Annotated in this window: 24 protein-coding genes and 1 tRNA gene; 10 read left to right on the top strand and 15 right to left on the bottom strand. The window is 67.4% G+C overall.

Annotation, left to right across the window (positions count from 1 at the left end; translation table 11 throughout):
• Nucleotides 1–44: 44 nt before the first annotated feature.
• Entirely contained in the window at nt 45–1,742 is a 1,698-nt protein-coding gene (locus tag ACRWNM_RS11945; RefSeq protein WP_431966793.1) for a wax ester/triacylglycerol synthase domain-containing protein, read from the bottom strand.
• Between the two features lie 302 nt (nt 1,743–2,044).
• Between ACRWNM_RS11945 and qcrB the strand changes: the two genes are divergently transcribed.
• Nucleotides 2,045–3,691 (top strand): cytochrome bc1 complex cytochrome b subunit, encoded by a 1,647-nt coding sequence (gene qcrB, locus ACRWNM_RS11940; protein WP_431966575.1) that lies wholly within the window; start codon nt 2,045–2,047, stop codon nt 3,689–3,691.
• Nucleotides 3,692–3,770: 79 nt separating this feature from the next.
• Here qcrB and ACRWNM_RS11935 read toward each other — a convergent pair whose 3' ends face one another.
• Nucleotides 3,771–3,980 carry a DUF397 domain-containing protein gene (locus tag ACRWNM_RS11935; RefSeq protein ID WP_431966573.1) on the bottom strand — a complete coding sequence of 70 codons (210 nt, stop codon included), beginning with the start codon at nt 3,978–3,980 and terminating at the stop codon, nt 3,771–3,773.
• A 422-nt stretch (nt 3,981–4,402) separates the two neighbouring features.
• Here ACRWNM_RS11935 and ACRWNM_RS11930 point away from each other — a divergent pair, with 422 nt between their 5' ends.
• From ACRWNM_RS11930 to ACRWNM_RS11920, 3 genes are read left to right on the top strand one after another with little or no spacing between them, the layout of a single operon-like run.
• On the top strand, nt 4,403–4,948 hold the full coding sequence (locus ACRWNM_RS11930; RefSeq protein ID WP_431966571.1) for a DUF309 domain-containing protein: 546 nt from the start codon (nt 4,403–4,405) through the stop codon (nt 4,946–4,948).
• Nucleotides 4,949–4,974: 26 nt separating this feature from the next.
• Entirely contained in the window at nt 4,975–5,922 is a 948-nt protein-coding gene (gluQRS, locus tag ACRWNM_RS11925; protein WP_431966569.1) for a tRNA glutamyl-Q(34) synthetase GluQRS, read from the top strand.
• 46 nt (nt 5,923–5,968) lie between these two features.
• Nucleotides 5,969–6,703, top strand: a complete 735-nt coding sequence (locus ACRWNM_RS11920) for an RDD family protein (protein WP_431966567.1) — start codon at nt 5,969–5,971, stop codon at nt 6,701–6,703.
• Between the two features lie 78 nt (nt 6,704–6,781).
• On the opposite strand, the gene ACRWNM_RS11915 is transcribed toward ACRWNM_RS11920, so the two are convergent.
• A complete protein-coding gene (locus tag ACRWNM_RS11915) occupies nt 6,782–7,327 on the bottom strand; it encodes a DUF4190 domain-containing protein (RefSeq protein WP_431966565.1) in 546 nt (181 codons plus the stop codon).
• A gap of 129 nt (nt 7,328–7,456) precedes the next feature.
• Between ACRWNM_RS11915 and ACRWNM_RS11910 the strand changes: the two genes are divergently transcribed.
• Nucleotides 7,457–8,239 carry a queuosine precursor transporter gene (locus tag ACRWNM_RS11910; RefSeq protein WP_431966563.1) on the top strand — a complete coding sequence of 261 codons (783 nt, stop codon included), beginning with the start codon at nt 7,457–7,459 and terminating at the stop codon, nt 8,237–8,239.
• A 99-nt stretch (nt 8,240–8,338) separates the two neighbouring features.
• Here the strand turns inward: ACRWNM_RS11910 and tgt are convergent, their stop codons facing one another.
• The gene (tgt, locus tag ACRWNM_RS11905) at nt 8,339–9,592 is read right to left on the bottom strand and encodes a tRNA guanosine(34) transglycosylase Tgt (RefSeq protein ID WP_431966561.1); all 1,254 of its coding nucleotides are present in this window, start codon (nt 9,590–9,592) and stop codon (nt 8,339–8,341) included.
• A 60-nt stretch (nt 9,593–9,652) separates the two neighbouring features.
• On the opposite strand from tgt, the gene ACRWNM_RS11900 reads away from it, so the two are divergent.
• Nucleotides 9,653–10,285, top strand: coding sequence for a TetR/AcrR family transcriptional regulator (locus ACRWNM_RS11900; RefSeq protein ID WP_431966559.1), 633 nt, complete (start codon nt 9,653–9,655; stop codon nt 10,283–10,285).
• A gap of 1 nt (nt 10,286) precedes the next feature.
• Here ACRWNM_RS11900 and ACRWNM_RS11895 read toward each other — a convergent pair whose 3' ends face one another.
• The 4 genes from ACRWNM_RS11895 to ACRWNM_RS11880 form a co-directional block, all read right to left on the bottom strand.
• On the bottom strand, nt 10,287–12,206 hold the full coding sequence (locus ACRWNM_RS11895; protein ID WP_431966557.1) for an ABC transporter ATP-binding protein: 1,920 nt from the start codon (nt 12,204–12,206) through the stop codon (nt 10,287–10,289).
• On the bottom strand, nt 12,203–13,936 hold the full coding sequence (locus ACRWNM_RS11890; protein WP_431966555.1) for an ABC transporter ATP-binding protein: 1,734 nt from the start codon (nt 13,934–13,936) through the stop codon (nt 12,203–12,205). Before ACRWNM_RS11890 ends, ACRWNM_RS11895 begins: the two co-directional genes overlap by 4 nt.
• Nucleotides 13,937–14,004: 68 nt before the next feature.
• On the bottom strand, nt 14,005–14,463 hold the full coding sequence (locus tag ACRWNM_RS11885; RefSeq protein ID WP_431966553.1) for an RrF2 family transcriptional regulator: 459 nt from the start codon (nt 14,461–14,463) through the stop codon (nt 14,005–14,007).
• 36 nt (nt 14,464–14,499) lie between these two features.
• On the bottom strand, nt 14,500–15,093 hold the full coding sequence (locus ACRWNM_RS11880) for a TetR/AcrR family transcriptional regulator (RefSeq protein WP_431966552.1): 594 nt from the start codon (nt 15,091–15,093) through the stop codon (nt 14,500–14,502).
• A 202-nt stretch (nt 15,094–15,295) separates the two neighbouring features.
• Here ACRWNM_RS11880 and ACRWNM_RS11875 point away from each other — a divergent pair, with 202 nt between their 5' ends.
• Entirely contained in the window at nt 15,296–17,593 is a 2,298-nt protein-coding gene (locus ACRWNM_RS11875) for an MMPL family transporter (protein ID WP_431966550.1), read from the top strand.
• Between the two features lie 230 nt (nt 17,594–17,823).
• On the top strand, nt 17,824–20,121 hold the full coding sequence (locus ACRWNM_RS11870; protein ID WP_431966548.1) for an MMPL family transporter: 2,298 nt from the start codon (nt 17,824–17,826) through the stop codon (nt 20,119–20,121).
• 155 nt (nt 20,122–20,276) lie between these two features.
• On the opposite strand, the gene ACRWNM_RS11865 is transcribed toward ACRWNM_RS11870, so the two are convergent.
• Complete coding sequence (locus tag ACRWNM_RS11865; protein WP_431966791.1) at nt 20,277–20,477, bottom strand: hypothetical protein; 201 nt, start codon at nt 20,475–20,477, stop codon at nt 20,277–20,279.
• 224 nt (nt 20,478–20,701) lie between these two features.
• Between ACRWNM_RS11865 and ACRWNM_RS11860 the strand changes: the two genes are divergently transcribed.
• Nucleotides 20,702–21,694, top strand: coding sequence for an EamA family transporter (locus tag ACRWNM_RS11860; protein WP_431966546.1), 993 nt, complete (start codon nt 20,702–20,704; stop codon nt 21,692–21,694).
• A gap of 72 nt (nt 21,695–21,766) precedes the next feature.
• On the opposite strand, the gene ACRWNM_RS11855 is transcribed toward ACRWNM_RS11860, so the two are convergent.
• Together ACRWNM_RS11855 and ACRWNM_RS11850 are read right to left on the bottom strand one after the other, a co-directional pair.
• On the bottom strand, nt 21,767–21,967 hold the full coding sequence (locus ACRWNM_RS11855; RefSeq protein WP_431966544.1) for a hypothetical protein: 201 nt from the start codon (nt 21,965–21,967) through the stop codon (nt 21,767–21,769).
• A 193-nt stretch (nt 21,968–22,160) separates the two neighbouring features.
• Nucleotides 22,161–22,808, bottom strand: a complete 648-nt coding sequence (locus tag ACRWNM_RS11850; RefSeq protein ID WP_431966542.1) for an NADPH-dependent F420 reductase — start codon at nt 22,806–22,808, stop codon at nt 22,161–22,163.
• Nucleotides 22,809–22,902: 94 nt separating this feature from the next.
• Between ACRWNM_RS11850 and ACRWNM_RS11845 the strand changes: the two genes are divergently transcribed.
• Nucleotides 22,903–23,343, top strand: coding sequence for a winged helix-turn-helix transcriptional regulator (locus tag ACRWNM_RS11845; RefSeq protein ID WP_431966540.1), 441 nt, complete (start codon nt 22,903–22,905; stop codon nt 23,341–23,343).
• A 114-nt stretch (nt 23,344–23,457) separates the two neighbouring features.
• Here the strand turns inward: ACRWNM_RS11845 and ACRWNM_RS11840 are convergent, their stop codons facing one another.
• The 4 genes from ACRWNM_RS11840 to ACRWNM_RS11825 form a co-directional block, all read right to left on the bottom strand.
• On the bottom strand, nt 23,458–24,036 hold the full coding sequence (locus ACRWNM_RS11840) for a hypothetical protein (protein WP_431966538.1): 579 nt from the start codon (nt 24,034–24,036) through the stop codon (nt 23,458–23,460).
• Nucleotides 24,037–24,215: 179 nt separating this feature from the next.
• Entirely contained in the window at nt 24,216–24,593 is a 378-nt protein-coding gene (locus ACRWNM_RS11835) for a PIN domain-containing protein (protein ID WP_431966536.1), read from the bottom strand.
• The gene (locus tag ACRWNM_RS11830) at nt 24,590–24,850 is read right to left on the bottom strand and encodes a hypothetical protein (RefSeq protein WP_431966534.1); all 261 of its coding nucleotides are present in this window, start codon (nt 24,848–24,850) and stop codon (nt 24,590–24,592) included. Before ACRWNM_RS11830 ends, ACRWNM_RS11835 begins: the two co-directional genes overlap by 4 nt.
• A gap of 101 nt (nt 24,851–24,951) precedes the next feature.
• Nucleotides 24,952–25,042, bottom strand: a tRNA-Ser gene (locus tag ACRWNM_RS11825).
• Between the last annotated feature and the right edge of the window lie 113 nt (nt 25,043–25,155).

The following is a 25,155-nucleotide window of genomic DNA, read 5'->3' as shown; positions in this document are numbered from 1 at the left end:
ATTCGCGAAGCAGGCGGGTTTGTTCGAGCCGACGACATCGCGGTTCAGTGGTCGCCGCCCTCGCCGAGCGCCGCGCTCACCTCACGCAACGCAGCGCGGAGCAGATTCGCGTACTCGTCGACGTCGGGGACGACCGCGGCGTCGGCGTGGACGGACACCGTGACGGTGTCGCCGAGCCCGTGCACGCCGTGGGTGAGGTGCATGACCGCGCCGAGGGCGGGGAAGCCCCCGGTGCAGCGGACAGGTCCGCCACCGAAGGACAGATCGGCGGGGCCGCGGTCCACGCTGGAGACGACCGTGTGGCCCGCGATGGAATCGGGCACCGTGTCGATGGGATAGCGGTCGACGTCGCGGCGCAGGATCGGCGCGGGGGTGACGGCGGTGACGCGGTCCTGGGCGGACAACAGCGGATGCTGGGCGCGCAGGCGGCGGTCGGCGAGCGCGGCGGCGATCCGGTCGGCCCGCACTCGCAGATCCGGTTCGTCGACGAAGAGATCTATGCCGAGGCTCCGATAGTTGTTGTGCGACAACGTCTTATCGCTCTCCGGTAGCGCCATCGGCACTTGAGCACCGAGCTGATCCGCCGGTTCACCGTGCGCCGCAAGATATTCGGCGAGTGCCACGGAGACGGCGGTGAGCACAACGACGGTGATCGTCCGACCAGGAACGCGAAGCTCGTCCGCGGTGCATACGATCATCCGCGCACGATGGTCGATAACCCCCTCGGCCCCACCTTTGTTCACCATGCTCGGCGCGAACCCGGGACCCGGCGGCGGCACCTGTCCGACCTCCGTCAGCCGAGCCAGTTCCGTCTGCGCGCGATACGCGCCATACCCGCGCACCGCGGTGTTCACCATCCCGGCCGGTATCCGAACGGCGCCACGCACCGCGTCGAGAAAAGCCGAATCCCACAGCCGCGTGATCAGCTCGGCGCCCGCACCGAAGGCCGCAGGTATTCCGATCCATCGCACGCCGCTTCCGGCTCGGCCGATCGGCTCGTCCACCCTTCGGCAGCCCCCGAGTTCCGATTCCAGCCGATCGGCCTCGTGACCCACCCCGTCCGCCTGACCGCCCTTGCGTGCGGCCGCCTCGTCCGCCTGACCGGCCCTGCGTGCGGCCGCCTCGTCCGCCTGACCGCCCTTGCCTGCGGCCGCCTCGTCCGCCTGACCACCCCCGCGTGCGGCCGCCTCGTCCGCCTGACCGGCCCCGCCGGCAACCGCCACGTCCGCGCCCCGTCCCGCTGTTCCTCCATCGACGGCAGATGAACGACCCGCGCCCGCACCGAACAACTCCCGAGCGATAACCGCCGCCCGCTTCCCGTCGGCCAGCGCATGCGACATCTGCAACACCACCACGATGGCGAGCTCCTCGTCCGACCCCCGCATGGGCGCCCCCGCGACGCCGCGAAAGACGTGCAACCGCCACGGATGGACCCTGGCATCGACGCCGGTGGCGAGCAGGTCGCCAAGCGCCGTCTCCACCGCGGCCCAGTCCGGGCCGGGCAGCCGGTGTTCGACGAACTGATCGGCACTGAATTCGCCCGGCACCCAGGACGGGTAGGCGAGGTCGGCGGGCGCCTCGCGGAGCCGGACCCGCAAGTCGGGAATCCGGGCGCTGCGTGCCGCCACGGCGGCGCGTAGGGCGTCGGTCGGCACGCCCGCGTCGGCGAAACTGTAGACAAGGAACAGATCGTTGCGGGTGCGGGCCGACAGCCAGAACATGGTCGCGTCCTGCGGTGCCATCGAACTCACGCACCGACCCTATCGGGCGCTGCCGGACGAAGTCCGTCGATAACCGCGCATGGCCGGAGCGAATGCGGTACGCCTATAGGCGCCGCCGGGCGAAGTTCGTCGTTGGCCGCGTATGGCCGCAGCGAAGACGGGGGTACGCATATGGGCAGGAATCCACCGGCCTAGCAGCCAGTGGCGGGGGGCATTGATGATCTTGAATCACAAGGGCTTTCGAAAACTATCGATTCCGCGCCGAGATATTGCTACCGTCTGTAGTAGACCCATTCCACACACGCAGGGGCGGAGTGTCGGCCATGGCGATTGAGCTCGCGCGAACAATTAGCGAACAAGCTGATGCGGCGGATCAGCGATATCGCGCCGCGGCGTTCATGAAGCGGTCGATCAACAAGGTCTTCCCGACCCATTGGTCGTTCCTGCTCGGTGAGATCGCGCTCTACAGCTTCATCATCCTGTTGCTGTCGGGTGTGTATCTGACGCTGTTCTTCGACCCGTCGATGGCCGAGGTCGTCTACAACGGCTCCTACCAGCCATTGCGCGGCGTCACGATGTCCCGGGCGTACGAGACCGCGCTGAACATCTCCTTCGAGGTGCGCGGCGGTCTGTTCGTCCGTCAGGTCCACCACTGGGCGGCGCTGTTGTTCGCGGCGTCGATCATCGTGCACCTGTTCCGTATCTTCTTCACCGGCGCGTTCCGCAAGCCGCGTGAGGCGAACTGGATACTCGGATCACTGCTGCTGATCCTGGCGATGTTCGAGGGCTTCTTCGGCTACTCGCTGCCCGACGACCTGCTCTCCGGCACCGGCCTGCGGGCCGCGTTCTCAGGCATCACCATCTCGATCCCGGTGATCGGCACCTGGATGCACTGGCTGATGTTCGGCGGCGACTTCCCCGGCGACATCATCATCCCGCGCCTCTACGTCACCCACGTGCTGCTCTTCCCCGGCATCATGCTCGCCCTCATCGCCGCGCACATCGCGCTGGTCTGGTACCAGAAGCACACCCAGTTCCCCGGCCCCGGCCGCACCGAGGACAACGTGGTCGGCGCGCGCATCGTCCCGGTGTTCGCCGCGGATCAGGGCGCGTTCTTCGCCTTCACCCTCGGCATCGTCGGCATCATGGGCGGCCTGTTCCAGATCAACCCGATCTGGAACCTCGGCCCCTACAACCCGTCCCAGGTCTCGGCGGGCTCGCAGCCGGACTTCTACATGATGTGGACCGACGGTATGGCGCGCCTGATGCCGCCGTGGGAGCTGTACCTGGGCCGCTACACGGTCCCGGCCGTGTTCTGGGTCGCGGTGATCATGAGCTTGGTGTTCGCCATGCTGCTCGCCTATCCCTGGATCGAGAAGCGCCTCACCAAGGACTACGAGGCGTACCACAATCTGCTCCAGCGTCCGCGCGATGTGCCGGTGCGCACCGCGATCGGCGCCATGGCCATCACGTTCTACGTGGTTCTCACGCTCTCCTGCGTCAACGACATCATCGCCTACAAGTTCGACATCTCGTTGAACGCGACGACCTGGATCGGCCGCATCGGCCTCCTGCTCGGGCCGCCGATCGCGTACTTCCTCGCCTACCGCCTGTGCCTCGGCCTGCAACGCAGCGACCGCGCGGTACTCGACCACGGCCTCGAGACCGGCGTGGTCAGACGTCTGCCGCACGGTGAGTACATCGAGGTGCACCAGCCGCTCGGCCCGGTCGACGACCACGGCCACCCGATCCCGCTCGAGTACCAGGGCGCGGCGGTGCCCAAGAAGATGAACAGGTTGGGTTCGGCGGGCAAGCCGGGCACGGGCGCCTTCCTGCGCGCCGATCCGGTGGCCGAGTCCAACCGCAACCTCGCCATCGAGCACGAGGAAGAGCACCGGCAGCTGGCGGTGTTGCGGCGCTATCAGGACCGCAACTCAGGAAACGGACACGGCCGCAACGAAACCGAATAGCCAGCGATCGAATTCGAATGCGCGAAGGCCCCGAGCCTGTTTCGACCCGGGGCCCGTGATAGCTCGTCGGACCCGAAATTCAGGCCCTGTCGAACTCCCCCGCCGATACTCCGCTCAGGAATGCGCCCCACTCACCAGGGGTGAATGCCAGAACCGGGCCGCTGCCCTTGTCCTTGGTATCACGGACCGCCACATTGCCGCCGCCGAGAAATGCCACTTCCACGCAGTTCCCATCGGCGCCACTGTATGAGCTCTTACGCCACACAGCCCCCGTCAAATCAACTTCCACGGCACTAGCTCCTTTGCTGCGTCGAGAACGAGAATATTTCCAACTGAGATCGTTCTAACTAGCTCCGGCATCCGACGGGAACGCCGAATGCCCGTGATGCGCCTGGTAGTAGCGCGCAATTTACTCGGTGCGCGGTATCGCACTGATAGTTCCGGGGAATGCATCCCCGGGGTTGCTCCTGCGGGCTAAACCCTAGCAGGTTCCATGAAGGATTTGCCGGTCTCTTGCCGGTTCAACCAACCCATTTGCCAAGCTTGCGAAGTCGATAAGTTGCGGAGACATTGCCAGCCTCCGGCTTTCCCGCGAATAGTGGCGGAGGGCAGACATATGTGCCGACGTGATTGGTCCGTGATCCGTCAATGAAAGCCGCCTGACGCAGACCTCCCGCGCCCGGTCTGGACACGGCGTGCATCATGGAGCTTATGGTCGAACGCCCACGCGACGAGGCAGGTCGCGCCCGCAATCCCCGCCCACGAGACCCCCTCGGCCGCCCGCTACCGATGGGTAGCGCGGGGGTGCCGAGAATTCCGGACGATCTGAATCTCCCACCCCAGCAAACACTTACCCTCGCCCAGCAACTCCTGGACGACGGTCTAGCATTCAACGCGCATGAGGTTTTGGAGGCCGCGTGGAAGAACGGACCGTTCGCCGAAAGGATGCTGTGGCAAGGGCTCGCGCAATACGCGGTCGGTCTGACACACATACAGCGCGGTAATCCGAAGGGAGCGCGCACCCTGCTCACTCGGGCGGTGGGCCGCCTGCGGGCCTACGAACCAGGCGATAGCCGCAATTCGGACGGCGATAGTCGCGACGACGGTACGGACAACTCGACGGAACTCCGGAACCGCGCATTGCCCTACGACATCGACGGCGCGGGTCTGATCGCGCGAGCCGAAACACTGCTCGCCGCGCTGAACACCGGCGCCGCGATCACCGAGGACGATCTCAAGCCGCGACTGCGCGGCTGACGGCGACGACAGCGCCGCCGCCTACCATGGCAGTCGTGCCGCCCGCCCATCCCGACCTTCTCACCCGAGGTGCGGGCCGCTATGCGCCGAGCCCGTCGGGCGACCTGCATCTGGGCAACCTGCGCACCGCCCTGCTGGCCTGGCTGTTCGCGCGATCGACCGGGCGGCGGTTCCTGCTGCGGATCGACGACCTCGATCGGGTGCGTCCCGGCGCGGCGGAGCGCCAGCTCGCCGACCTGAACGCCATCGGCTTGGACTGGGACGGCCCGGTGGTCCGCCAGTCCGAGCGGCTGCCGCACTACGACGCCGCCATCGAGCGGCTCGTCGCCGCCGGCCTGACCTACGAGTGCTATTGCACCCGAAGGGAAATCCAGCAGGCCGCGACCGCACCACACGGACCGATGGGCGCCTATCCCGGCATCTGCCGCACCCTGAGCGCCGAGGCCCGCGCACGGCGCCGCGCCGAGGGCAGGCCCGCCGCGCTGCGTCTGGTCGCCGCGGCCGCCGACTTCGAGATCATCGACCAGCTGCACGGCCGCTACCGCGGACCGGTCGACGACGTGGTGCTGCGCCGCGGCGACGGCACGCCCGCCTACAACCTCACGGTGGTGGTCGACGACGCCGAACAGGGCATCGACCAAGTGGTGCGCGGCGACGACCTGCTGCCTTCCACCCCACGCCAGGCCTACCTGGCGAGCCTGCTCGGAGTGCCCAGCCCCCACTACGCCCACGTGCCGCTGGTGCTCAACGAGAACGGCATGCGGTTGGCCAAACGCGACGGCGCGGTGACCCTCGCCGACCGGCTCGCCCTCGGCAACACGCCCGAGCAAGTGGTGGCCGTGCTCGCCGATTCGCTCGGCTACGCCGCGAGCACGCCGTCGCAGCTCCTCGAACATTTCGATCCGGCCCGACTACCCAAGGAACCTTGGATCATGGCCGCCGACGGGTTGTTGCAACCCAGCGGGTGTCCGTAACGTACGGGATCGACCACTGATCAACCGATCACCACGAGGACAGAGCATGACGAGCGGTGGGTACGACCCCAACCAGAATCCCCAGGGCGGGTACGGCCAGCCGTACCCGCAAGGCCAGCCGCAGTACGGCCAGCAGCCCCAGTACGGGCAGCAGCCGCAATACGGCCAGGACCCCTACGGGCAGCAGCAGCCGCAGTACGGGCAGCAGCCGCAGTACGGGCAGGATCCCTACGGACAGCAGCAGCCGCAGTACGGCCAGCAGCCGCAGTACAACCAGGACCCGTACGGTCAGCCGCAGTACGCGCAGCAGCAACAGGGCTACGGTGCGGGCGGTTACGGTACCGGCGCTCAGCCCGGTGAGCTGCTGCCGCGCTTCGGTGCGCGCCTGATCGACAGCGTCATCGCGGGTATTCCGGCGGGCATCGTGTACTGGGTGCTGTCGTTCATCCTGCCCGCCGGCCTGATCTCGTCGATCCTCGCGCTCGCCGTCTACTTCGCCTTGGTCACCGCCTACTTCGTCGGCATGGAGACCACGCAGGGCACCACCCTCGGCAAGAAGATCCTCGGCATGCGTGTGGTCGGCCCCGGCGGCGCGGCCAACATCGACCCGGTGACCTCGCTCAAGCGCAACCTCTTCCTCGCGGTGAACGTGGTCTATTGCCTCGGCAATCTGGCTTCGTTCGGTCTGGGGATCTACATCGCGGTGAGCATCGAGCAGGACCCGAACAAGCAGGGCTGGCACGACAAGTTCGCGGGCGGCACCCAGGTCGTCAAGGGCTGATCCACCCCGGCAAGCGTTCAGGGGCGCTCCCGCATTGCGGGGGCGCCCCTGATTCGTTTCGCGTGAGGTCGTTTCGACTCATACCCCGGCGACGATGCCGATGATGTTCAGCACCCAGTACAGGATGCCGAGCACGATGCCGCCCACACCGACCCACACGCCGGCCTGGGCCATGCCCTTGCCTTCGTAGTTACCGGACTGCTTCATCTGATTCAGCGCGACAACGCCCAGCACCAAGCCGATGATGCTCGGCAGCAGGAAGCAGCAGGACGCGACACCGGCGATGGAGACGATCATCGCGGCGATGGCCAGACCGTTGGAACCCCCGCCCTGCGGCGCGCCGTACGGCTGATAACCCTGTGGGTAACCGTAATTCGGCTGCTGCGGATAAGGCGCCGGACCCGACTGGTACGGCGACCCGGCCGCGGGCTGCTGGTAGTTCGGGTACTGCGGCTGCTGCGGTTGCGACGGCGGCGGCTGCTGCGGGTACTGCGGGGCGGAGGGGTACCCGGTCGGTTCGGAGTTCGGATACTGCGGCACCGAGCCTTGGGCGCCCGAGTCCGGCGACACGCCTTGGCCGCCGTACTGCTTCCACCACTCGTCGGAATCGCCGGGATTCGTCATGGGTACAGCGTAATGGGCGCAGGCGGACGCGGTCCGCCCAAAGCCGCGCACGACCGCGGCGAAAGCGGGGGTACGCGTATGCGCCCGGAGATGTCGACAGGCCCACGCGGCCGGGTCCGAGCTGGGAAGATGATGCCCGTGAGTGATGTGCACAAAACCGAAGAACACGAAGAGTCTGGACACCCCGCGCCGGACCACGCGGCATTCGCCCAGGTCGCGCGGGGGTACTACCCGCTGATCGTCGCGCTGTTCACCGCGACGCTGATCATCTCGAATATCTGCGCGACCAAGGGCGTCGAATTCTTCGGCGACGAATCGGTGACGGTGGGGCCGTTCCAGGTCCTACCGATCGTCACCGACGGCGCGTTCTTCCTCTTTCCTCTGGCCTACGTCCTCGGCGACGTGCTGAGCGAGGTGTACGGCTTCCGCGCCACCCGGCACGCCATCTACTACGGCTTCGGCGCCCTGCTGCTGACCGTGCTGTGCTTCGCCGTCGCGCTCCGCCTGCCCTCGGCGAGCTTCTACGAGAACCAGGAGGCGCTGCGCACCATCGTCGGCCCGGTGCCGCGGCTCGTGATCGCCGGTCTCGCCGGATATTTCGTCGGCCAGCTGCTGAATTCCGCGACGCTGGTGCTGATCAAGGAGCGCACCAAGGAGAAGCACCTGTGGGCCAGGCTGATCGGCTCCACCGTGGTCGGCGAATTCGCCGACACCCTGATCTTCTGTTCCATCGCCGCGGGGGCCATCGGCATCGAAACCTGGCAGCAGTTCGTGAATTACGTGATCGTCGGCTTCCTGTGGAAGACGCTGGTCGAGGTGCTCGTCATGCCGATCACCTACCGGGTGATCGCGCTGCTCAAGAAGCACGAACCGAGCTACGCACCGCGCTCGACCGACCCGCTGCACGCTTAGCACGTCGCCTGTCCCTCGCCACACACGCTGCCTACGCGTCACAGCGTCGGCCGAGCTGTGACACGTAGGCAGCGTGTGTGGCGAGCAGGTCAGGTGTGGCTAGGGCGTACGGATGCGACCCTGCCAGCGGCCCAGGGTCTCGGCCTTGAACTCGTCGAACCAGCCGTCGTCGATGCTGGCGCGGATGCGGTCGACCAGGCGAACGGTGAAGCGCTCGTTGTGAATCGTGCACAGCGTGGCGGCCAGCATCTCCTTGGCCTTGAAGAGATGGTGGAGGTAGGCGCGGGTGTAGTGCGCGCAGGTGTAGCAGTCACAGGTCTCGTCGATCGGGGTGAAGTCGCGACGGAACCGGCTGGTGTTGATGTTGAAACGGCCCTCGGCCACGTAGATGGCGGCATTGCGGGCCACGCGGGACGGATTCACGCAGTCGAAGGTGTCCGCGCCGTTCTCGACCGCGACGAAGACGTCCTCCGGCTCGCTGATGCCGAGCATGTGCCTCGGCTTGTCCTGCGGCAGTTCATCGCAGCACCAGCCGACGATGGCGCCGAGGTTGTGCTTCTCCAGCGCGCCGCCGATGCCGTAACCGTCGAAATCCGTTCCGCCCGCGCCACGGACCGCTTCCAGCTCGCGGCATGCCTTGCGGCGCAGGTCTTCGTACTGCGCGCCCTGGATGACGGCGAACAGCGCCTGGTACGGACGGTGCGTGCGCGCCGCCGTCAGCCGCTCGTGTTCGTCGATGCAGCGCTGCGCCCACTCGTGCGTGCGTTGCAGCGACTTCTCTTGGTAGGCACGGGTGTTCAGCAACGTGGTGAGCTCGTCGAAGGCGAACATGATGTCCGCGCCGAGCTGGTGCTGGATGCCCATCGAGACTTCCGGGGTGAACCGGTGCTTGGAGCCGTCCAGGTGCGAGCGGAATGTGACGCCGTCGTCGTCGACGGTGGCCAGGCGCTCCTTGCCCGCGGCGATCACGTCGTCGCTGCGCACGTCGACGGACTCCATGGCCAGCACTTTCTTGAACCCGACGCCGAGCGACATCACCTGGAAGCCGCCGCTGTCGGTGAAGGTGGGCCCCGGCCAGTTCATGAACGCGCCGAGCCCGCCCGCCTCGTCCACGATGTCGGCGCCCGGTTGCAGGTAGAGGTGGTAGGCGTTGGCCAGCAGCGCCTGCGCGCCCAGCTCGCTCATCGTCTCCGGGAGCACCGCCTTGACCGTCGCCTTCGTGCCGACGGGGATGAACGCGGGCGTCGCGATCGCGCCGTGCGGCGTCTGGATGACGCCCGTGCGACCGTGCCGTCCCTCCAGCCGGGCGCCGACGGTGAACGAGAACGATTCCGGAGCTGACACGCCTCTCATCCTCGCAGGCGGCCCTGTGCGTTCCGCGTCCGACCAACTCACTGGACTTAAACTCCAGTCATGAGCGCCGTCAAAGGGACGAACAAGCGGGCCCTCAAAGCCCAGGAGACGCGGCGGCGGATCCTCACCGCCGCGGGCGAGCTGTTCGTCGAACAGGGCTACGGCGCGAGCAACCTGCAGGAGATCGCCGCGCGGGCGGGCGTGGCCGTGCAGACCATCTACTTCGGGTTCGGCAACAAGCGCACCCTGCTGAAGGAACTGGTCGACGTCACGATCGCCGGCGACGACGAACCGGTGGCGACCATGGAACGGGACTGGTTCCGCGCCGCGCTGGCCACCGAGACCGCGCCGGAGCACCTGCGCGCGCACATCACCGGCACCCGGCCGGTGCTCGAACGCATCGCACCGATCCACAAGGTGATCGAGACGGCCGCGGCGACCGACCCGGAGGTCGCGGCGATGTGGCCCGCCGACCCGGCCGATCAGCGCTACACCGTGCAACTGCGCACCGCCACCGCGCTGATGAGCAAACCCGGTGCGCGCCAGGATGTCTCGGCCGACGAGGCGGCCGACCTGCTCTACGGCCTGCTCAGCACCGAACTGTTCCTGCTGCTGGTCCGCACCAGGGGCTGGTCGGCGCAGCGCTGGGAGGAGTGGGTCTACCGGACGCTGCTCCCCCAGCTCTGCGCCTGAATCAGGCCTCGGCGGCCGCGGCCGCGAACTGGGCGCTGTACAACCGGTAGTACGCCCCGCGCTCCTCGAGCAGCTGCTCGTGCGTGCCGTGCTCGACGATCCGGCCCGCCTCCATCACGACGATCAGATCGGCGTCGCGGATGGTCGAAAGCCGGTGCGCGATGACGAAACTCGTCCGGTCCTTGCGCAGCGCCGCGGTGGCGTGCTGCACCAGCAATTCGGTGCGGGTGTCCACCGAGCTGGTCGCCTCGTCCAGCACCAGGATCGACGGCTTGGCCAGGAACGCGCGGGCGATGGTGATCAGCTGCTTCTCACCGGCGCTGACGCCCGAGCCCTCCTCGTCGAGGATCGTGTCGTAGCCCTCGGGCAGCGCGTGCACGAAGCGGTCGACGTAGGCGGCGCGAGCCGCGGCGAGGATCTCCGCTTCGCTCGCGTTCGGATTGCCGTAGGCGATGTTCTCGCGGATGGTGCCGCGGAACAGCCAGGTGTCCTGCAACACCATGCCGATTCGCGAGCGCAGGTGGTCGCGGGTGATCTCGGTGATGTCGACGTCGTCGATGGTGATGGTGCCCGCGTCCAGCTCGTAGAAACGCATGAGCAGGTTCACCAGCGTGGTCTTGCCCGCGCCGGTGGGGCCGACGATCGCCACCACGTGTCCTGGCTCGGCGACCAGCGAGAGTCGCTCGATGACCGGCTTCTCCGGTTCGTACCGGAACGAGACGGCCTCGAACTCGACCCGCCCGCGATCCACCGGTCGCACGTTCTCCATGACCGGGTCCGGGCTCTGCTCCTCGGCGTCGAGGATCTCGAAGATCCGCTCGGCCGAGGCCACGCCGGACTGCAGCAGGTTCGCCATCGCGCCGATCTGGGTCAGCGGCTGACTGAACTGCCTGGAGTACTGGATGAACGCCTGCACCTCGCCGAGCGAGATGTGGCCCGTCGCCACCCGCAGGCCGCCGACCAGCGCGACCAGCACGAAGTTCACGTTCCCGAGGAACATGATCGAGGGCATGATCAGACCCGAGATGAACTGCGCCTTGAAGCTGGATTCGTAGAGCGCCTGGTTACGCTCGTCGAACTCCCGGCTCACCTCGCGGCCGCGGCCGAACGCGGTGACCACCTCGTGGCCGGTGTAGGCCTCCTCGACCTGGGCGTTGACCAGACCGGTGTACTTCCACTGGTCGACGAAGTGCGGCTTGGATCGTTTGGCGATCTGCGCGGTGACGACGATCGCGCCGGGCACGGTGAGCAGCGCGATGAGCGCCAGCAGCGGCGAGATCCAGAACATCATGATCAGGATGCCGATCACCGAGAACACCGAGACGATCAGCTGGCTCATGGTCTGCTGCAGGCTCTGCGAGACGTTGTCGACGTCGTTGGTGACCCGGCTCAGCACGTCGCCGCGCGGCTGAGAGTCGAAGTAGCGCAACGGCAGCCGGTGGATCTTGTCCTCGACCTCGCTGCGCAGCCGCTTCACCGTCCGGTTGATGACGATGTTGAGCAGGTAGCCCTGGAGCCAGCCGAACACCGAGGCGCCGGCGTAGAGCGCGAGCACGACCAGCAGCACCCGGCCCACCGCGCCGAAATCCACGCCGACGCCGGGGACGACGTTCATGGCGTTGAGCATGTCGGCCAGGGTGTCGTTGCCGCTCTCCCGCAGCCGCTCGACGGCCTGCTCCTTGGACAGACCGCGCATCGCCTCCAGATTCCTGCCGACGACGCCGTCGAAGACCAGGTTGGTCGCTTTGCCGAGCAGGTAAGGGCCGAGGGTGTTGAGCACCACCGAGACGATCGCGAGGCCGACGATGCACCAGACGTAGAACCGTTCGGGAGCCAGCCTGCGCAGCAACCGCTTCAGCGACGGCCCGAACGATTTCGCCTTGGCGTCCGGTGATCCGGGAGTGGGAGCTCCTGGCCTCATCGCGCCTCCTCCGCACTCAGCTGGGACGCCACGATCTCCTGATACTCGGGACAGTCGCGCAGTAATTGTTCATGGGTGCCGATGCCCGCCATCACGCCGTCCTCGAGTACCACGATCTGGTCGGCGTCGCGGATGGTGGCGATGCGCTGCGCGACGATGATCACCGAGGCGTTCCTGGTTTCCGGCTTCAGCGCCTCGCGCAGCCTGGCGTCGGTGGCGACGTCGAGCGCGGAGAACGAATCGTCGAACAGGTAGACGCGCGGCTTGCGCCCCAGCGCACGCGCGATGGCCAGGCGCTGGCGCTGGCCGCCGGAGACCGTGGTGCCGCCCTGGGCGACCGGCGTCTCCAGACCCTGCGGCATGTCCCGCACGAAGTCGGCGGCCTGCGCGATCTCCAGGCAGCGCCAGAGTTCTTCGTCGGTGGCGTCCGGGTTGCCGTAGCGCAGGTTGCTCGCGACCGTGCCGGAGAACAGGTACGCCTTCTGCGGCACCAGGCCGATCTGTTCGCGCAGTACTTCCAGATCGAGGTGGCGGACGTCGGTGCCGCCCAGGTACACCGCGCCGTCGGTGACGTCGATCAGCCGCGGGATCAGGTTGAGCAGCGTGGTCTTGCCGGAGCCGGTGGAGCCGACGATGGCCGTCATGGTGCCCGGCTCCACCTGGAATCGGATGGCGCGCAGCACCGGCTTCTCCGCTCCAGGGAACGCGAACTCGCAGAACTGGAAGTCGACCGTCGCCGGATCGCCCTTGAACGGCTGCGGCAGACGCGGCGGCAGCACCGAGGACTCGGTGGCGAGCACCTCGCCGATCCGGTCGGCCGACACCGCGGCGCGCGGGGCCATCATGGCGAGGAACGATGCCATCATGACCGCCATCAGGATCTGCATGATGTAGGACAACATCGCGGTGAGCGAGCCGATCTGCATCTCGCCGGAGTCGATCAGGTGCCCGCCGAACCAGATCACCCCCACCGCTGTGACATTGCTGATCAGCATGACCAGCGGGAACATCAGCGCCATCAGCTTGCCGACGCGCAACGAGGCCTCGGTGAGATCGGTGTTGGCCAGGCCGAACCGCCAGGTCTCCTGCCGCTCCCTGACGAACGCCCGCACCACTCGGATGCCGGTGATCTGCTCGCGCAGCACCCGGTTGACCCCGTCGATGCGCTCCTGCATGTCACGGAAGCCCGGGACCATCCTGGCCACGATGAACCCCATCGACAGCGCCAGCGCGGGCACCGCGATCAGCAGCAGCCAGGACAGGCTCAGGTCTTCGCGCAGCGCCATGACGATGCCGCCGACGCACATGATCGGCGCCATCACCAGGATGGTCGCCGACATCACGATGAGCAGCTGCACCTGCTGAATGTCGTTGGTGTTGCGGGTGATCAGCGAGGGCGCGCCGAACATGCCGACCTCGCGGGCGGAGAACGTGCCGACCCGGTGCACCAGAGCGCCGCGCAGATCGCGGCCCGCGCCCATGGCGGCCTGCGCGCCGAGATAGACCGAGACCGAGGACGCGACGATCTGCACGCCGGTGACCGCGAGCATCCACAGCCCGGTGGTCCAGATGTAGCCGATATCGCCCTTGGTGACGCCGCCGTCGATCAGATCGGCGTTCAAGCTCGGCAGGTAGAGCATCGCGATGACCGAAACCAGCTGGAGCGCAACGACCCCCGCCAGTTGTGCGCGGTAGGGGTACAGATGGGTCCTGAGCAGTCTGATCAACATGATGCTTGGCAGGCTACCGGCAATCGCCGACAGCTGTCGTGAAGTTTTCTCCCGGCGGAAATCCCAGCTCAGCGCCGTGCCCAGGCGCCGGGGTCACCGGTGAGCGCCTCCACGAACTCGGGCAAACCGTCGGCGACGATGTCGGCGATCGTCACGTTCTCCAGCACCGAGCGGATGTTCACGCGCAGCGCGATCCACACCCGCTGCAGCGGTTCGGCGGTACCCGGATACTTCACGTCCTCCGGCCGATGCCCGCGCACCGAGGCGAGCGGGCCCTCGACCGCGCGAATCACGTCGGCAATGGAGATCTCGGACGCGGGCCTGGCCAGCGAGTAGCCGCCGTCGGGGCCGCGCCTGCTGACGACCAGCTCGGCGCGGCGCAGCTCCCCCAGCACGGTCTCGAGCACCTTCGGCGGAATCCGCTGCGCGGTCGCGATGGCGTCCGCCTTGATCTTGGCCTCCGGTGTGGCCGAGGCGATCTCCAGCAGGGTCCGCACCGCGTAATCGACCTTCGCGGTGATGTGCACGGCTACTCCCAGGCGTGTTCGACGACGCGCTCGAATCTACGCGGTGCCGCAGGCGGTCAACACGCAGGTGGCCGAGTCGAGCAGCGTGGATTCCAGCAGCGAGTCGTCGGCGCCCGGCACCAGCTCCTTCGAGATCAGCGCCACCCCGAGCACTTCGAGCGCGGCGCAGGCTCGCACCCGCGCCTCGTCGTTCGGATTCGGGCCCGCCAGCCAATCGCGCAGCACCTGGTTGGAATCCCTCAGGTCCGGATATCGGTCGGCCATCGCGTTGACGATCGCCACCGCGTCGCGCACGCACAGCGCGCCCGCGTCGCGGTGCCGGATGAGCCCGCGCAGGTAACCGCGCAGCACCGCGCGCACGCCCTCGGCGTTGTGCGGGACCGCGTCGATGTCCTCGACGACCGAGCGCAGATGATCGATGATCGGGTCGATGATCGCCAGGAGCAGATCGAGCTTCGAGGGGTAGTGATAGTACAGCGACGCCTTTGTGATTCCGACCGCATCCGCGACCTCACGAAGGCTCGTCTGCTCGAATCCTTTGGCGCCGAATAGCTTCACAGCCGCGTCGCGAATCGCGATTTTAGTGCCACTACCTGCGATAACGCTCTCGGGTGCGTCGGGTCCGGCCATTGGATGATCCTCTCATCAATCCTGCGCAGGGCTAAGGTTGCCACCAAAATTGAGGTTGTACCTCCACTTACCCGCTCGGTAGTCTACCTACCGCACGGTAGGCAGAAGCGTATATGGAGGCGGGGACAGCAGGGAGCCCCGCGAGAGTGTTGTCTGCACGCCACGATCCAGCACGCCCCAGTCATCGCTAGGAGTACCCCTCGTGTCCGTTTACCTCTATAGATTCGGAAAGTTCGCTTTCCGCCGGAAATGGATAGTGCTTCCGGTCTGGCTTGTCCTGTTCGTGCTCCTGGGTGGCCTGGGCTCGCAGCTCAGCAAGCCGATGAGCAACGACTTCAGCATGCCCGAGCTGCCCTCGGCCCGAGCCAACGACATTCTCGACAAGCACTTCCCCGGTGCGTCCGAGGCGTTCAAGTTCGACGCCGTCACCGGAACCTACGTCATCGGCGCCCCCGAGGGGCAGAAGCTGACCGATCCCGCGAACCGTGCGGCGGTCGAGGCGTTCATCGCCAAGCTCGGCGAGCTCGGCATCGTCGACCACGAGAAGCCGATCTCGAACCCGATCGACGCCGCCGACAAGATGGGCTGCCTGGCCAATCCCGATCCCTCGCAGTGCAGCGGCGCACCGCTGAACGTGCTGAGCAAGGACGACCCGAACTCCGTCGCCGTCATCAGTGTGCCGTTCAGCATCGCGAAGTTCTCCGACGTCACCGAGGAGAACCGCAAGGCGGCCTACGACGTGGGGGCCGACGCCAGGAACTCCGGTCTCGTCGTCGAGGTGAGCGGTTCCATCGCCCAGACTCAGGAGCAGCCGAGCGGTACCGCCGAGCTGATCGGCATGGGCGTCGCGCTGGTCGTGATGATCGTGGCCTTCGGCGCCATCGTGGCGGCCTTCGTGCCGATCGTCACCGCGATAATCGGCCTCGGCGCGGCCACCTCGGTCATCATGCTCGGCACCTCGGTCATCGAGGTCCCCAGCTTCACCACGTTCCTCGCCTCGATGATCGGTATCGCGCTCTCCATCGACTACGCGCTGTTCATCGTGTCCAGGTACAAACACGAACTCGCCGTACAGGATTCGCCGGAAGAGGCGGCGGGCACCGCGCTCGGCACCGCCGGTTCCGCGGTGGTGTTCGCCGGCCTGACCGTGATCATCGCCCTGGCCGGGCTCAGCATCGTCGGCGTCGAGTTCCTGACCTTCATGGGCCTGGGCGGCGCGATCGCGGCAGGCTTCGCGGTCATCACCGCGACCACGCTGATGCCCGCGCTGCTCGGCGCGTTCGGCCGGTTCCTGTTCAAGCCCAAGCTGCCGCTGGTCGCCAAGCACGACCCGGAGAACGACGCCATCGTCACCAACGGCATGCGCTTCGGCCGCCTGATCGGCAAGGCGCCGTGGGTCGCGCTGATCCTGTCCGTCGTGGCGCTCGGCGCGCTCGCCGCCCCCGCGGCCGGACTGAACCTCGGCCTGCCCGGCGAGGACAGCATGCCCAAGACCTCCACCGTGCGTAAGGCCTACGAACTGCGCACCGAAGGCTTCGGCGAAGGCAGCAACGGCGTGCTCAACGTCGCGGTCGACCTGAGCAACGTCGCACCGGAGAAGCGCGACGAGGCGGTCAACGCCCTGCGCGATCGGCTCGCGTCCTACGACAACATGGACTACGTCACCGAACCGCAGTTCAGCGGCGAGGACAAGGCGGGCGCGCTGCTCGACGGCGTGCCGAAGTCGGGCCCGAACAACCAGGACACCAAGGACCTGGTGCGCGACGCCCGCGATGCCGAGGCGGAGCTGAAGGCGCAGTACGGGATCGAGTACGGCATCACCGGCACCACCGCCATCTACGCCGACGTCGACCACGTGCTGCTCAGCAAGATCGCGCCGTACCTGGCCATCGTGGCGGGCGCCGCGTTCATCCTGCTGATCCTGGTGTTCCGCTCGATTCTGGTTCCGCTGACCGCGGCGCTCGGCTTCCTGCTCTCCATGGCCGCGACCTTCGGCGCGACCGTGCTGATCTTCCAGGAGGGCAGGCTCGGCCTGATCGACGATCCGCAGCCGATCGTCAGCTTCCTGCCGATCATGCTCATCGGCCTCGTCTTCGGTCTCGCCATGGACTACCAGGTGTTCCTGGTGACCCGCATGCGCGAGGAATACGTGCACGGCAAGTCGCCCAAGGAAGCGGTGGTCGCCGGCTACCACCACGGCGCGCGCGTGGTGACCTCCGCTGCGATCATCATGATCTCGGTGTTCGCCTCCTTCATCCTGGAGACGGACGTGACCGCGAAGACCTTCGGTTTCGCGCTGGCGGCAGGTGTCCTGTTCGACGCCTTCATCGTCCGCATGGTCCTGATCCCGGCGCTGCTGGTGATCATGGGCAAGTGGTCCTGGTGGATGCCGAAGTGGCTGGACCGGATCGTGCCCGATATCGATGTCGAGGGCACCAAGCTGCGTGAACTGCAGCGGAAGTCCGTCGAGCTGAAGAAGGAACCGGTCGCCGTGAGCTGATCGGATTCCGCCGACCGTCGGCCCCGCACCCTGGTCTGGGTGCGGGGCCGACGTGTTTCCGGGGGTTCTTGATCTCGCGCTCGGTCCGCAGCAGACTCGGGGTGTTCGACTCTTTGCTCGGTTGACCGCCTGCGCATCGGCGCGGCGGCGGTAGTTCGTGAATGCGCGGCGGGTGAGCCCGCGCGCTTGTGCCCGAACCGGCTCGACCCGATCACCGCGAGGAGAACCCGTTGTCCGTGTATCTGTACCGGTGGGGAAAATTCGCTTTCCGCCGCAAGTGGATCGTGCTGCCGGTATGGCTCGTCCTCTTCCTGCTCCTCGCCGCGCTCGGCACGCAGTTGAAGGAACCGATGACCGACGACTTCAGCCTGCCGAATCTGCCGTCCGAGCGGGCGACGGAAATCCTCGACGAACACTTCCCCGGCATGTCCGCGGCGTTCGAGTTCGACGCCGTCACCGGGACGTATGTGATCGGCGCGCCCGAGGGGCAGAAGCTCACCGACCCGGTGAATCACGAGGCGGTCGTCGCGCTGATCGGCAGCTTGCAGCGCCTCGGCATCGTCGACCACGCCAAGCCGCTGGTCGACCCGGTCGCCGCGGCCAAGCAGATGGGCTGCCTCGTGCCGGAGCCGAACGTCTCCACCTGTAGCGGAGCGCCGCTGAACGTGCTCAACAAGACCGAGCCCGACACCGTCGCGGTCGTGAGCGTGCCGTTCACCATCAAGGAGTTCGCCGACATCACCGCCGAGGATCGGGCGGCCGCCTACGACGCCGCCGACGCCGCGCGCAACGCCGGGCTGACCGTCGAGCTCAGCGGAACCATCGCGATGGAGCAACAGGTCCCGAGCGGCAAGTCGGAGATGATCGGCATGGGCGTCGCGCTGATCGTGATGATCGTGGCCTTCGGCGCCCTCGTGGCGGCCTTCGTGCCGATCGTCACCGCGATCGTCGGCCTCGGGGCGGCGACATCGCTGATCCTGCTCGGCACCTCGGTGCTGTCCATCCCCAGCTTCACCACGTTCCTCGCCTCGATGATCGGCATCGCGCTCTCCATCGACTACGCGCTGTTCATCGTGTCCAGGTACAAACACGAACTCGCCGTACAGGATTCGGCCGAGGAAGCCGCAGGCACCGCGTTGGGCACTGCCGGGTCCGCGGTGGTGTTCGCGGGGCTGACCGTGATCATCGCGCTCGTCGGGCTCAGCGTCGTCGGCGTCAGGTTCCTGACGTTCATGGGTCTCGGCGGCGCGATCGCGGCGGCCTTCGCGGTGCTGGTCGCGCTGACGCTGATGCCCGCGCTGCTCGGCGCGCTCGGGAGGTTCCTCTTCAAGCCCGAGCTGCCGTTCATCGCCACGCACGACCCGGAGGACGACTCGATCATCACCAACGGCATGCGCGTCGCCCGGCTGATCGGCCGCGTTCCGGCCGTCACGCTGGTGCTCAGCGTCGTGGTGCTCGGCCTGCTCGCCGCGCCCGCGGCCGGACTGAACCTCGGCCTGCCCGGCGAGGACAGCATGCCCAAGACCTCCACCGTGCGTAAGGCCTACGAGCTGCGCACCGCAGGCTTCGGCGAAGGCAGCAACGGGGTGCTCAACGTCGCTGTCGACCTCACCGACGTGCCCGTGGATCGCCGGGCGGAAGCGCTGAACGCACTGCGCGACAAGCTGATCTCCTACGCCGACATGGACTACGTGACCGAGCCGACGCTGAGCCGGGACGGCAACGGAGCGCTGCTCGACGGCGTGCCGAAGTCGGGCCCGAACAACCAGTCCACCAAGGATCTGGTGCGCGACGCCCGCGAAGCCGAAGCAGGCTTGAAGGCCGAGTACGGCATCCAATACGGCATCACCGGCACCACCGCCATCTACGCCGACATCGACCACGTGCTGCTCAGCAAGATCGTGCCCTACATGGCGATCGTCGCCGGGGCGGCCTTCGTCCTGCTGATCCTGGTGTTCCGTTCGATTCTGGTGCCGCTGACCGGCGCGCTCGGGTTCCTGCTCTCCATGGCCGCGACGTTCGGCGCGACCGTGCTGATCTTCCAGGACGGCGAGCTCGGGCTGATCGACGATCCGCATCCGATCGTCAGCTTTCTGCCCATCATGCTGATCGGTCTGGTGTTCGGCCTGGCGATGGACTACCAGGTGTTCCTGGTGACCCGCATGCGCGAGGAGTACGTGCACGGCGCCTCGCCCAAGGAGGCCATGGTCAACGGCTACCACCACGGCGCGCGCGTGGTCACCGCGGCGGCGATCATCATGATCTCCGTGTTCGGTTCGTTCCTGCTGGAATCCGACCCGACCGCCAAGTCCATGGGTTTCGCGCTGGCGGCGGGCGTGCTGCTCGACGCCTTCCTGGTCAGGATGGTGCTGATCCCCTCGCTGCTGGTGCTGATGGGCGAGTGGGCGTGGTGGATGCCGAAGTGGCTGGACAAGATCGTGCCGGATATCGACGTGGAGGGCGCGCGGCTACGCGAGCTGCGAGCCCGGACGGGCGCCGCGCGGGAGTCCGTCGCGGTCAGCGACTGACCCCCGCGCGGTCGAATCGGCTCCGCACCTGTTCGGTGTGGGTCCGTTCTCGTCCCGGACGCAGCCGCCCACGGCCCAGCGATGGCCGGATCGAAGGCGAAGCTACGCCCGGCAACCGGTAGCTGACCGCCCGGCGCTACCGGGTTGCTACCGAGTCACTCACTCGGCCGCGGCACGGCACAGTTCGACACCTTGGGGTTGAGTCCCATGTAATTCAGCGGGCCGGAGACCGCGGTCAGCGCGATCGTGCCGAATCCGGCGCAGTTGATCGGCCCGCTGGTGAAGTACTGCCGCTGGCCTGCGGCGATCATGCCGATGGCCAACCACACCAGGAGCAGCAGACTGAACCACCGCATCCCGGATTCGCGCGCAGCCCGCCCGTGAGTCACTCGCTCGCGCATAGTCATCGCTTCCTTCCACACTCGCGCCGACTGGCGTAAGGGGGGAGATACCCTCATGCCCCGCGGTTACTCCCAGTGCGCTCGGCCACAGTTCGGGCGACATTTCGCAACGAAGGAAGGCGGGTGCGGCAACCGGGCAGTCAAAATTCTTTTACTTTGCACACCTAGCTTTTTGGCTCGTGGTCGTCACTTCGGTCGAACAGATACCGCTGCGCACACTCCCCCCTCTCACCACTCGAACGCCCATCGATCGGGTGCCCGCGCCACTGCTGGTGCTCGGCGCGATGGTCTCCATCCAGGTCGGCGCGGCCGTGGCCAAACAGCTGTTCCCGCTCGCGGGCGGCGCGGACGTGGTCGCCTGCCTGCGCATCGCCGTCGCCGGCGTGCTCGCCCTGCTGCTCTGGCGGCCCGCGCTGCGGGTGCCTCGCCACGCGCTGCCCGGTATCGCCGGGCTCGGAATAGCCATCGCCGCAATGAATCTCTGCTCCTACGCGGCTATCGAACGGATTCCGCTCGGCGTCGCGGTCACCATCGAATTCCTCGGCCCGCTCACCGTCGCCCTACTCGGATCACGCAAGCCGCGCGACGCGTTCTGGGTGCTCCTCGCGGGAGCGGGCGTACTGCTGCTCATGGATTCCGGCGGACCGATGTCGTGGACCGGCGTGCTGTTCGCCCTGCTCGGCGGCGCCGGGTGGGGCGCGTACATCGCCTGTAGCTCGGTGGTCGGGCGGCACACCGCGGGCCACGACGGGCTCGCGCTGGCCATGGCGTTCAGCGGCGTCATCGTGCTGCCTTTCCTTGTGGCGCAAGGCAGTTCGGCATTGCTGAACCCGCTGCTGCTGGCCGGGGTCGCCGTGATCGCGGTGTGCTCGTCGCTGGTGCCGCACGCCATCGAGCTGACCGCGCTGCGGCGGATCAACGCGTCGGTGTTCGGGGTGTGGATGAGTTTGGAACCGGCGGCCGCCGCGCTGGCCGGGTGGATGTTGCTGGGCCAGGGTCTACACGCGGCGCAGTGGGGCGGCGTCGCGATCGTGGTCGTGGCCGCCGCGGGCTCGGCCTATTTCGCGGCCGATCGAAGGCCCGTAGCAGCGCCGCACGAGGCTGGGCACACGGTGGCCGACAGCGCATCACCTGCCCCGCGACCGCGGGATCTGGCCGCGGCTGCCCGCTGAACGAATCGGCCCCGGCGGTCGAGAAGACCGGCGGGGCCATGGTTCCGTCGCCCGGCGCGCTACCCGCGCCGACTACGGACTCGGCTGCGGCACATTGCAATCCGAGACCTTCGGATTCACGCCCATGTAGTTGAGCGGACCCGCGATCACCGTGACCGCGATCGTGCCTGCACCGGCGCAATTGACCGGGCCGCTGTCGAAGTAGTCGCGCTGGACGCAGGCGGCCACTCCGATCAACAACCAGATCAAGACGATCAGACTTCCGATTCTCATGTAACTCTCGCGCATCGTTCCCACGCGGACGGCTCGGCGGCGCATTAGGCGTCACATCCCTTCCCGCTTCCATCTGTTCCGCGTATACCCGGAATTCGAGGTTCTACCGCGCGAATCGGACACCAGCCGACATCCGCCCACTCGCCCCCGCCCGCGCTGCCGGGCGGGGGCCTTTTGTCGTCCGTGGCGCCGACTACGGGACCGCTCGAGCGCCCGCCGGTACGTGCGGCACCGCGGCGCGCGGGTCGAAGCCTTTGAACGCGAGGGCGATAACGAAGCCCGCCGCTTCTTCCAGTTGCCTGGCACGGTCGAGCCCGCCGAGCACGGCGGCTTCCGCACCGGCATCGCGAACCAGGGTCTCGGTGACGCGCAAAGCATTTGGATGATCCCCGCAGATCGCGACGGTCACGGGGTGGCCGGGCAGCTCACCCCACTGCTCGGCGGGGAAGAGGTGGAACGCCTTGACCACGTTGGCACCCGGCGCGAGTTCGGCCACGCGTTGCGCACCCGACCCGCCGGGCGGCGTGGACAGCACACCGACCCCGTGATCGACGGCGTTGGTCGGGTCGATCAGCGTCGTGCCCGCGAGTGTCCCCGTGGCGGATTCGGCGCTGCGCAGGATGTCGGCCACGCCGTCCCAGGCCACCGCGAGCAGCACCGCATCGGCCCCGGCGACGGCCTCGCGTACCGTGGTCGCTCGGGCGCCGCCACCCAGACGAGCAGCCAGCGTCCGGGCTTTGTCCTGCGATCGCCCCGCGACGGTGACGTGGTGTCCCGCCCGCGTCCAGCAGCCGCCCAGCGCGGCGGCCAGCGTGCCCGTGCCGAGAATCCCGATCCGCATCATGTCTCCCTTGTCGCATCCATTCGGTCGACGGCTACGGTAGGGAAACCGATACGCACCGATCGGTGCGTGACAAGGGGCGATCATCGGGGACATGAGCGGTTACCAGGACCGACGCCGAGAGCTGGTCGCGGACTGCCGGGTGCGAGCGGCGACCGACCTGTTCGCCCACACCTGGGACCCGGTCGTGCTGGTCGCCCTGCACACCGGCCCCCGCCGCCGCAGCGACCTGCGCGCCGACATCGGCGGAGTCAGCGACAAAGCCCTCACCGAGGCGCTGCACCGCCTGCTCGGCCACGGCCTGATCGAGCGCCACCGATTCCCCGAGGCGCCACCCCGCGTCGAATACGGCCTGACCAGGTTGGGAGCGAGCCTGGTCGACGGCCCGATGAAAGCCATGGGCGAATGGATCCTCCAGAACGGCGACGACCTACTCGCCGCCCAGGACGACGCGGAGAACGAGCGCACACCGGCGTGCGATGCGCCCCCAATGCCTACTCCGGCGGACACCCTTCGGTGCCGGTTCCCGAGTTGATCCAGGAGTGCGACAGGAAAGGCAGTCGGCAGTCGCTCGATGTCACTGCGGCGGCCATGCCGCCGAGCGAGTCGATCCGCCGCCGGCTCTGTGGAGACAAGCTGGTGGTGCGTGTCACACCGCACCGATGTCAGTTTCCGGATCCCCGGATTCACCAACTCCCGGCGGCAACCATGGCCGATCCCCCGGTGGAAGTTCGCCACTTCTGACGCCGAGGTCCGCACGCGCGCATTCATAGAACTCATTCCTTCGGCGCCCCATCTCCGAGTACCGTCGGACGTACTCCGCAGGCTCGATGACATGCCCCCGAGCGGCCCAGCCGAGTTCCCAAGCCGCCCGGTTCCACGCGCGCGCCGCCGCCACAGCCTCAGGGGAGCCGAGTAGCAAGACCCCTTCCCACTTGATGGTCTTCTCCGCCTCCGCTTCGGCCAACGCCAGTAATCCGACTTCGATGTCGATGGGTAGGGCCACGGCGGGATAGCCTCGTGCTGCCGCCAGCCGATACGAGATCTGCACGTACTGCTTCAGCGCGTTTGCGTACTCGCTGTACGCTGTCAACCGTTTGTCATCCCACCGCGTATCCTGACTTCGTCGCCATTTCGCCCGCTCCGTCAAGGTAGTCGCGGCAAATGTCGATCCAGCACCCAAAACCACTGCGCTCAGCGTAAGTAGCTGCTGTACAACCGAATTCACCGTTCGATTCTGAGGCAATCCGAGTTCGGCGGCTACACCATCCGCAAAAGCCCGGGCCCCTGCCAGCGGTAACAGACGATCCTCCGATGGCAGGCGAGGTCGGTCGCACCTTGCGCGTCGCGATGAGAAAGCCCCACCCGAGTGGGTCGGGTGGGGGGTGGGCGACGCGGATGCCGCTCCTACACCATGTGCAGCCGTACCGCCGGGTCGAGAGCCTTCAAGTCGTCGGGGTCGGAGGTGAGCACCAGGGTTGCCCGCAGCGCTCGCGCCAGGACTGTCACGTGAGCGTCCACCACGTCGGCCGTACCGGTGTCGGCGAGCAATTTCCCGACCGCGTAGGCATGCGCCTCGGTGAGGTCCACCACGCGGAGGGCACGAGTCTTCAACAGCCGAGACACTGCGTGCTGCCGGGGGCTGTTGCGCCAACATTGCGCGAGAACCGTTGCGGGCACAACGATGTCGTAGTTGTTGCGCTGGGCGTACTCGAGGGCGGCCACCGCTGCGGCGCTGTGCTTCTCCAGCCCGATCAGTGCACCGGAGTCGAGAACGACGATCACGCGGCACCGCCGAGAGCGTCAGCAGCGGCGGCGTTCTCGGCGGCGGTGAATGCGGCGGCGGCCTCGGCCCGGTCGGCGTCGGTGACACCGGCCTCGGCGGCAAGTTCAGCAATGATCTCGGCGGCGGCGGCCCAATCCGGCTCGCGCTGCGCGAGCTGGGTGAAGTAGGCCGACACCGAACCCGCCAGTCCGGCGGCTACCGCGTGATTCGCCTTCTCGGCGATGTCGTCGGGAATGCTGATGGTGATCTTGGCCATGAGGCCATTCTACCCACAGGTATGACCGAGTCATACCTGTGATCAGGCCGCTGCCCGAGCAAAGGAAAAGCCCCTCACCCGAGTGAACGGGTGAGGGGCTTTGGCGGTGGCGGAGGGATTTGAACCCTCGGAGGGGGGTTACCCCTCACACGCTTTCGAGGCGTGCTCCTTAGGCCGCTCGGACACGCCACCGCCGACTAGGTTACCTGACCCGGTCCGGATCGCTAAATCGGCTGGGGGCGGTCCCGCTGCCGCGGGGGCGGTCCCGCTGCCGCGGCCCCGATAGATGGGGGCGGTCCCGCTGC

This window comes from Nocardia sp. bgisy134 (assembly GCF_965341865.1).
GTDB lineage: Bacteria > Actinomycetota > Actinomycetes > Mycobacteriales > Mycobacteriaceae > Nocardia.
This window is presented reverse-complemented; position numbering and strand designations above follow the sequence as displayed.

Coding starts and splice junctions, on each gene's coding strand:
- ACRWNM_RS11945 (WP_431966793.1), bottom strand. CDS start 1,742: ATGGCACCGCAGGACGCGACCATGTTCTGGCTGTCGGCCCGCACCCGC.
- qcrB (WP_431966575.1), top strand. CDS start 2,045: ATGGCGATTGAGCTCGCGCGAACAATTAGCGAACAAGCTGATGCGGCG.
- ACRWNM_RS11930 (WP_431966571.1), top strand. CDS start 4,403: ATGGTCGAACGCCCACGCGACGAGGCAGGTCGCGCCCGCAATCCCCGC.
- gluQRS (WP_431966569.1), top strand. CDS start 4,975: ATGGCAGTCGTGCCGCCCGCCCATCCCGACCTTCTCACCCGAGGTGCG.
- ACRWNM_RS11920 (WP_431966567.1), top strand. CDS start 5,969: ATGACGAGCGGTGGGTACGACCCCAACCAGAATCCCCAGGGCGGGTAC.
- ACRWNM_RS11915 (WP_431966565.1), bottom strand. CDS start 7,327: ATGACGAATCCCGGCGATTCCGACGAGTGGTGGAAGCAGTACGGCGGC.
- ACRWNM_RS11910 (WP_431966563.1), top strand. CDS start 7,457: ATGATGCCCGTGAGTGATGTGCACAAAACCGAAGAACACGAAGAGTCT.
- tgt (WP_431966561.1), bottom strand. CDS start 9,592: ATGAGAGGCGTGTCAGCTCCGGAATCGTTCTCGTTCACCGTCGGCGCC.
- ACRWNM_RS11900 (WP_431966559.1), top strand. CDS start 9,653: ATGAGCGCCGTCAAAGGGACGAACAAGCGGGCCCTCAAAGCCCAGGAG.
- ACRWNM_RS11895 (WP_431966557.1), bottom strand. CDS start 12,206: ATGAGGCCAGGAGCTCCCACTCCCGGATCACCGGACGCCAAGGCGAAA.
- ACRWNM_RS11890 (WP_431966555.1), bottom strand. CDS start 13,936: ATGTTGATCAGACTGCTCAGGACCCATCTGTACCCCTACCGCGCACAA.
- ACRWNM_RS11880 (WP_431966552.1), bottom strand. CDS start 15,093: ATGGCCGGACCCGACGCACCCGAGAGCGTTATCGCAGGTAGTGGCACT.
- ACRWNM_RS11865 (WP_431966791.1), bottom strand. CDS start 20,477: ATGCGGTGGTTCAGTCTGCTGCTCCTGGTGTGGTTGGCCATCGGCATG.
- ACRWNM_RS11855 (WP_431966544.1), bottom strand. CDS start 21,967: ATGAGAATCGGAAGTCTGATCGTCTTGATCTGGTTGTTGATCGGAGTG.
- ACRWNM_RS11850 (WP_431966542.1), bottom strand. CDS start 22,808: ATGCGGATCGGGATTCTCGGCACGGGCACGCTGGCCGCCGCGCTGGGC.
- ACRWNM_RS11845 (WP_431966540.1), top strand. CDS start 22,903: ATGAGCGGTTACCAGGACCGACGCCGAGAGCTGGTCGCGGACTGCCGG.
- ACRWNM_RS11830 (WP_431966534.1), bottom strand. CDS start 24,850: ATGGCCAAGATCACCATCAGCATTCCCGACGACATCGCCGAGAAGGCG.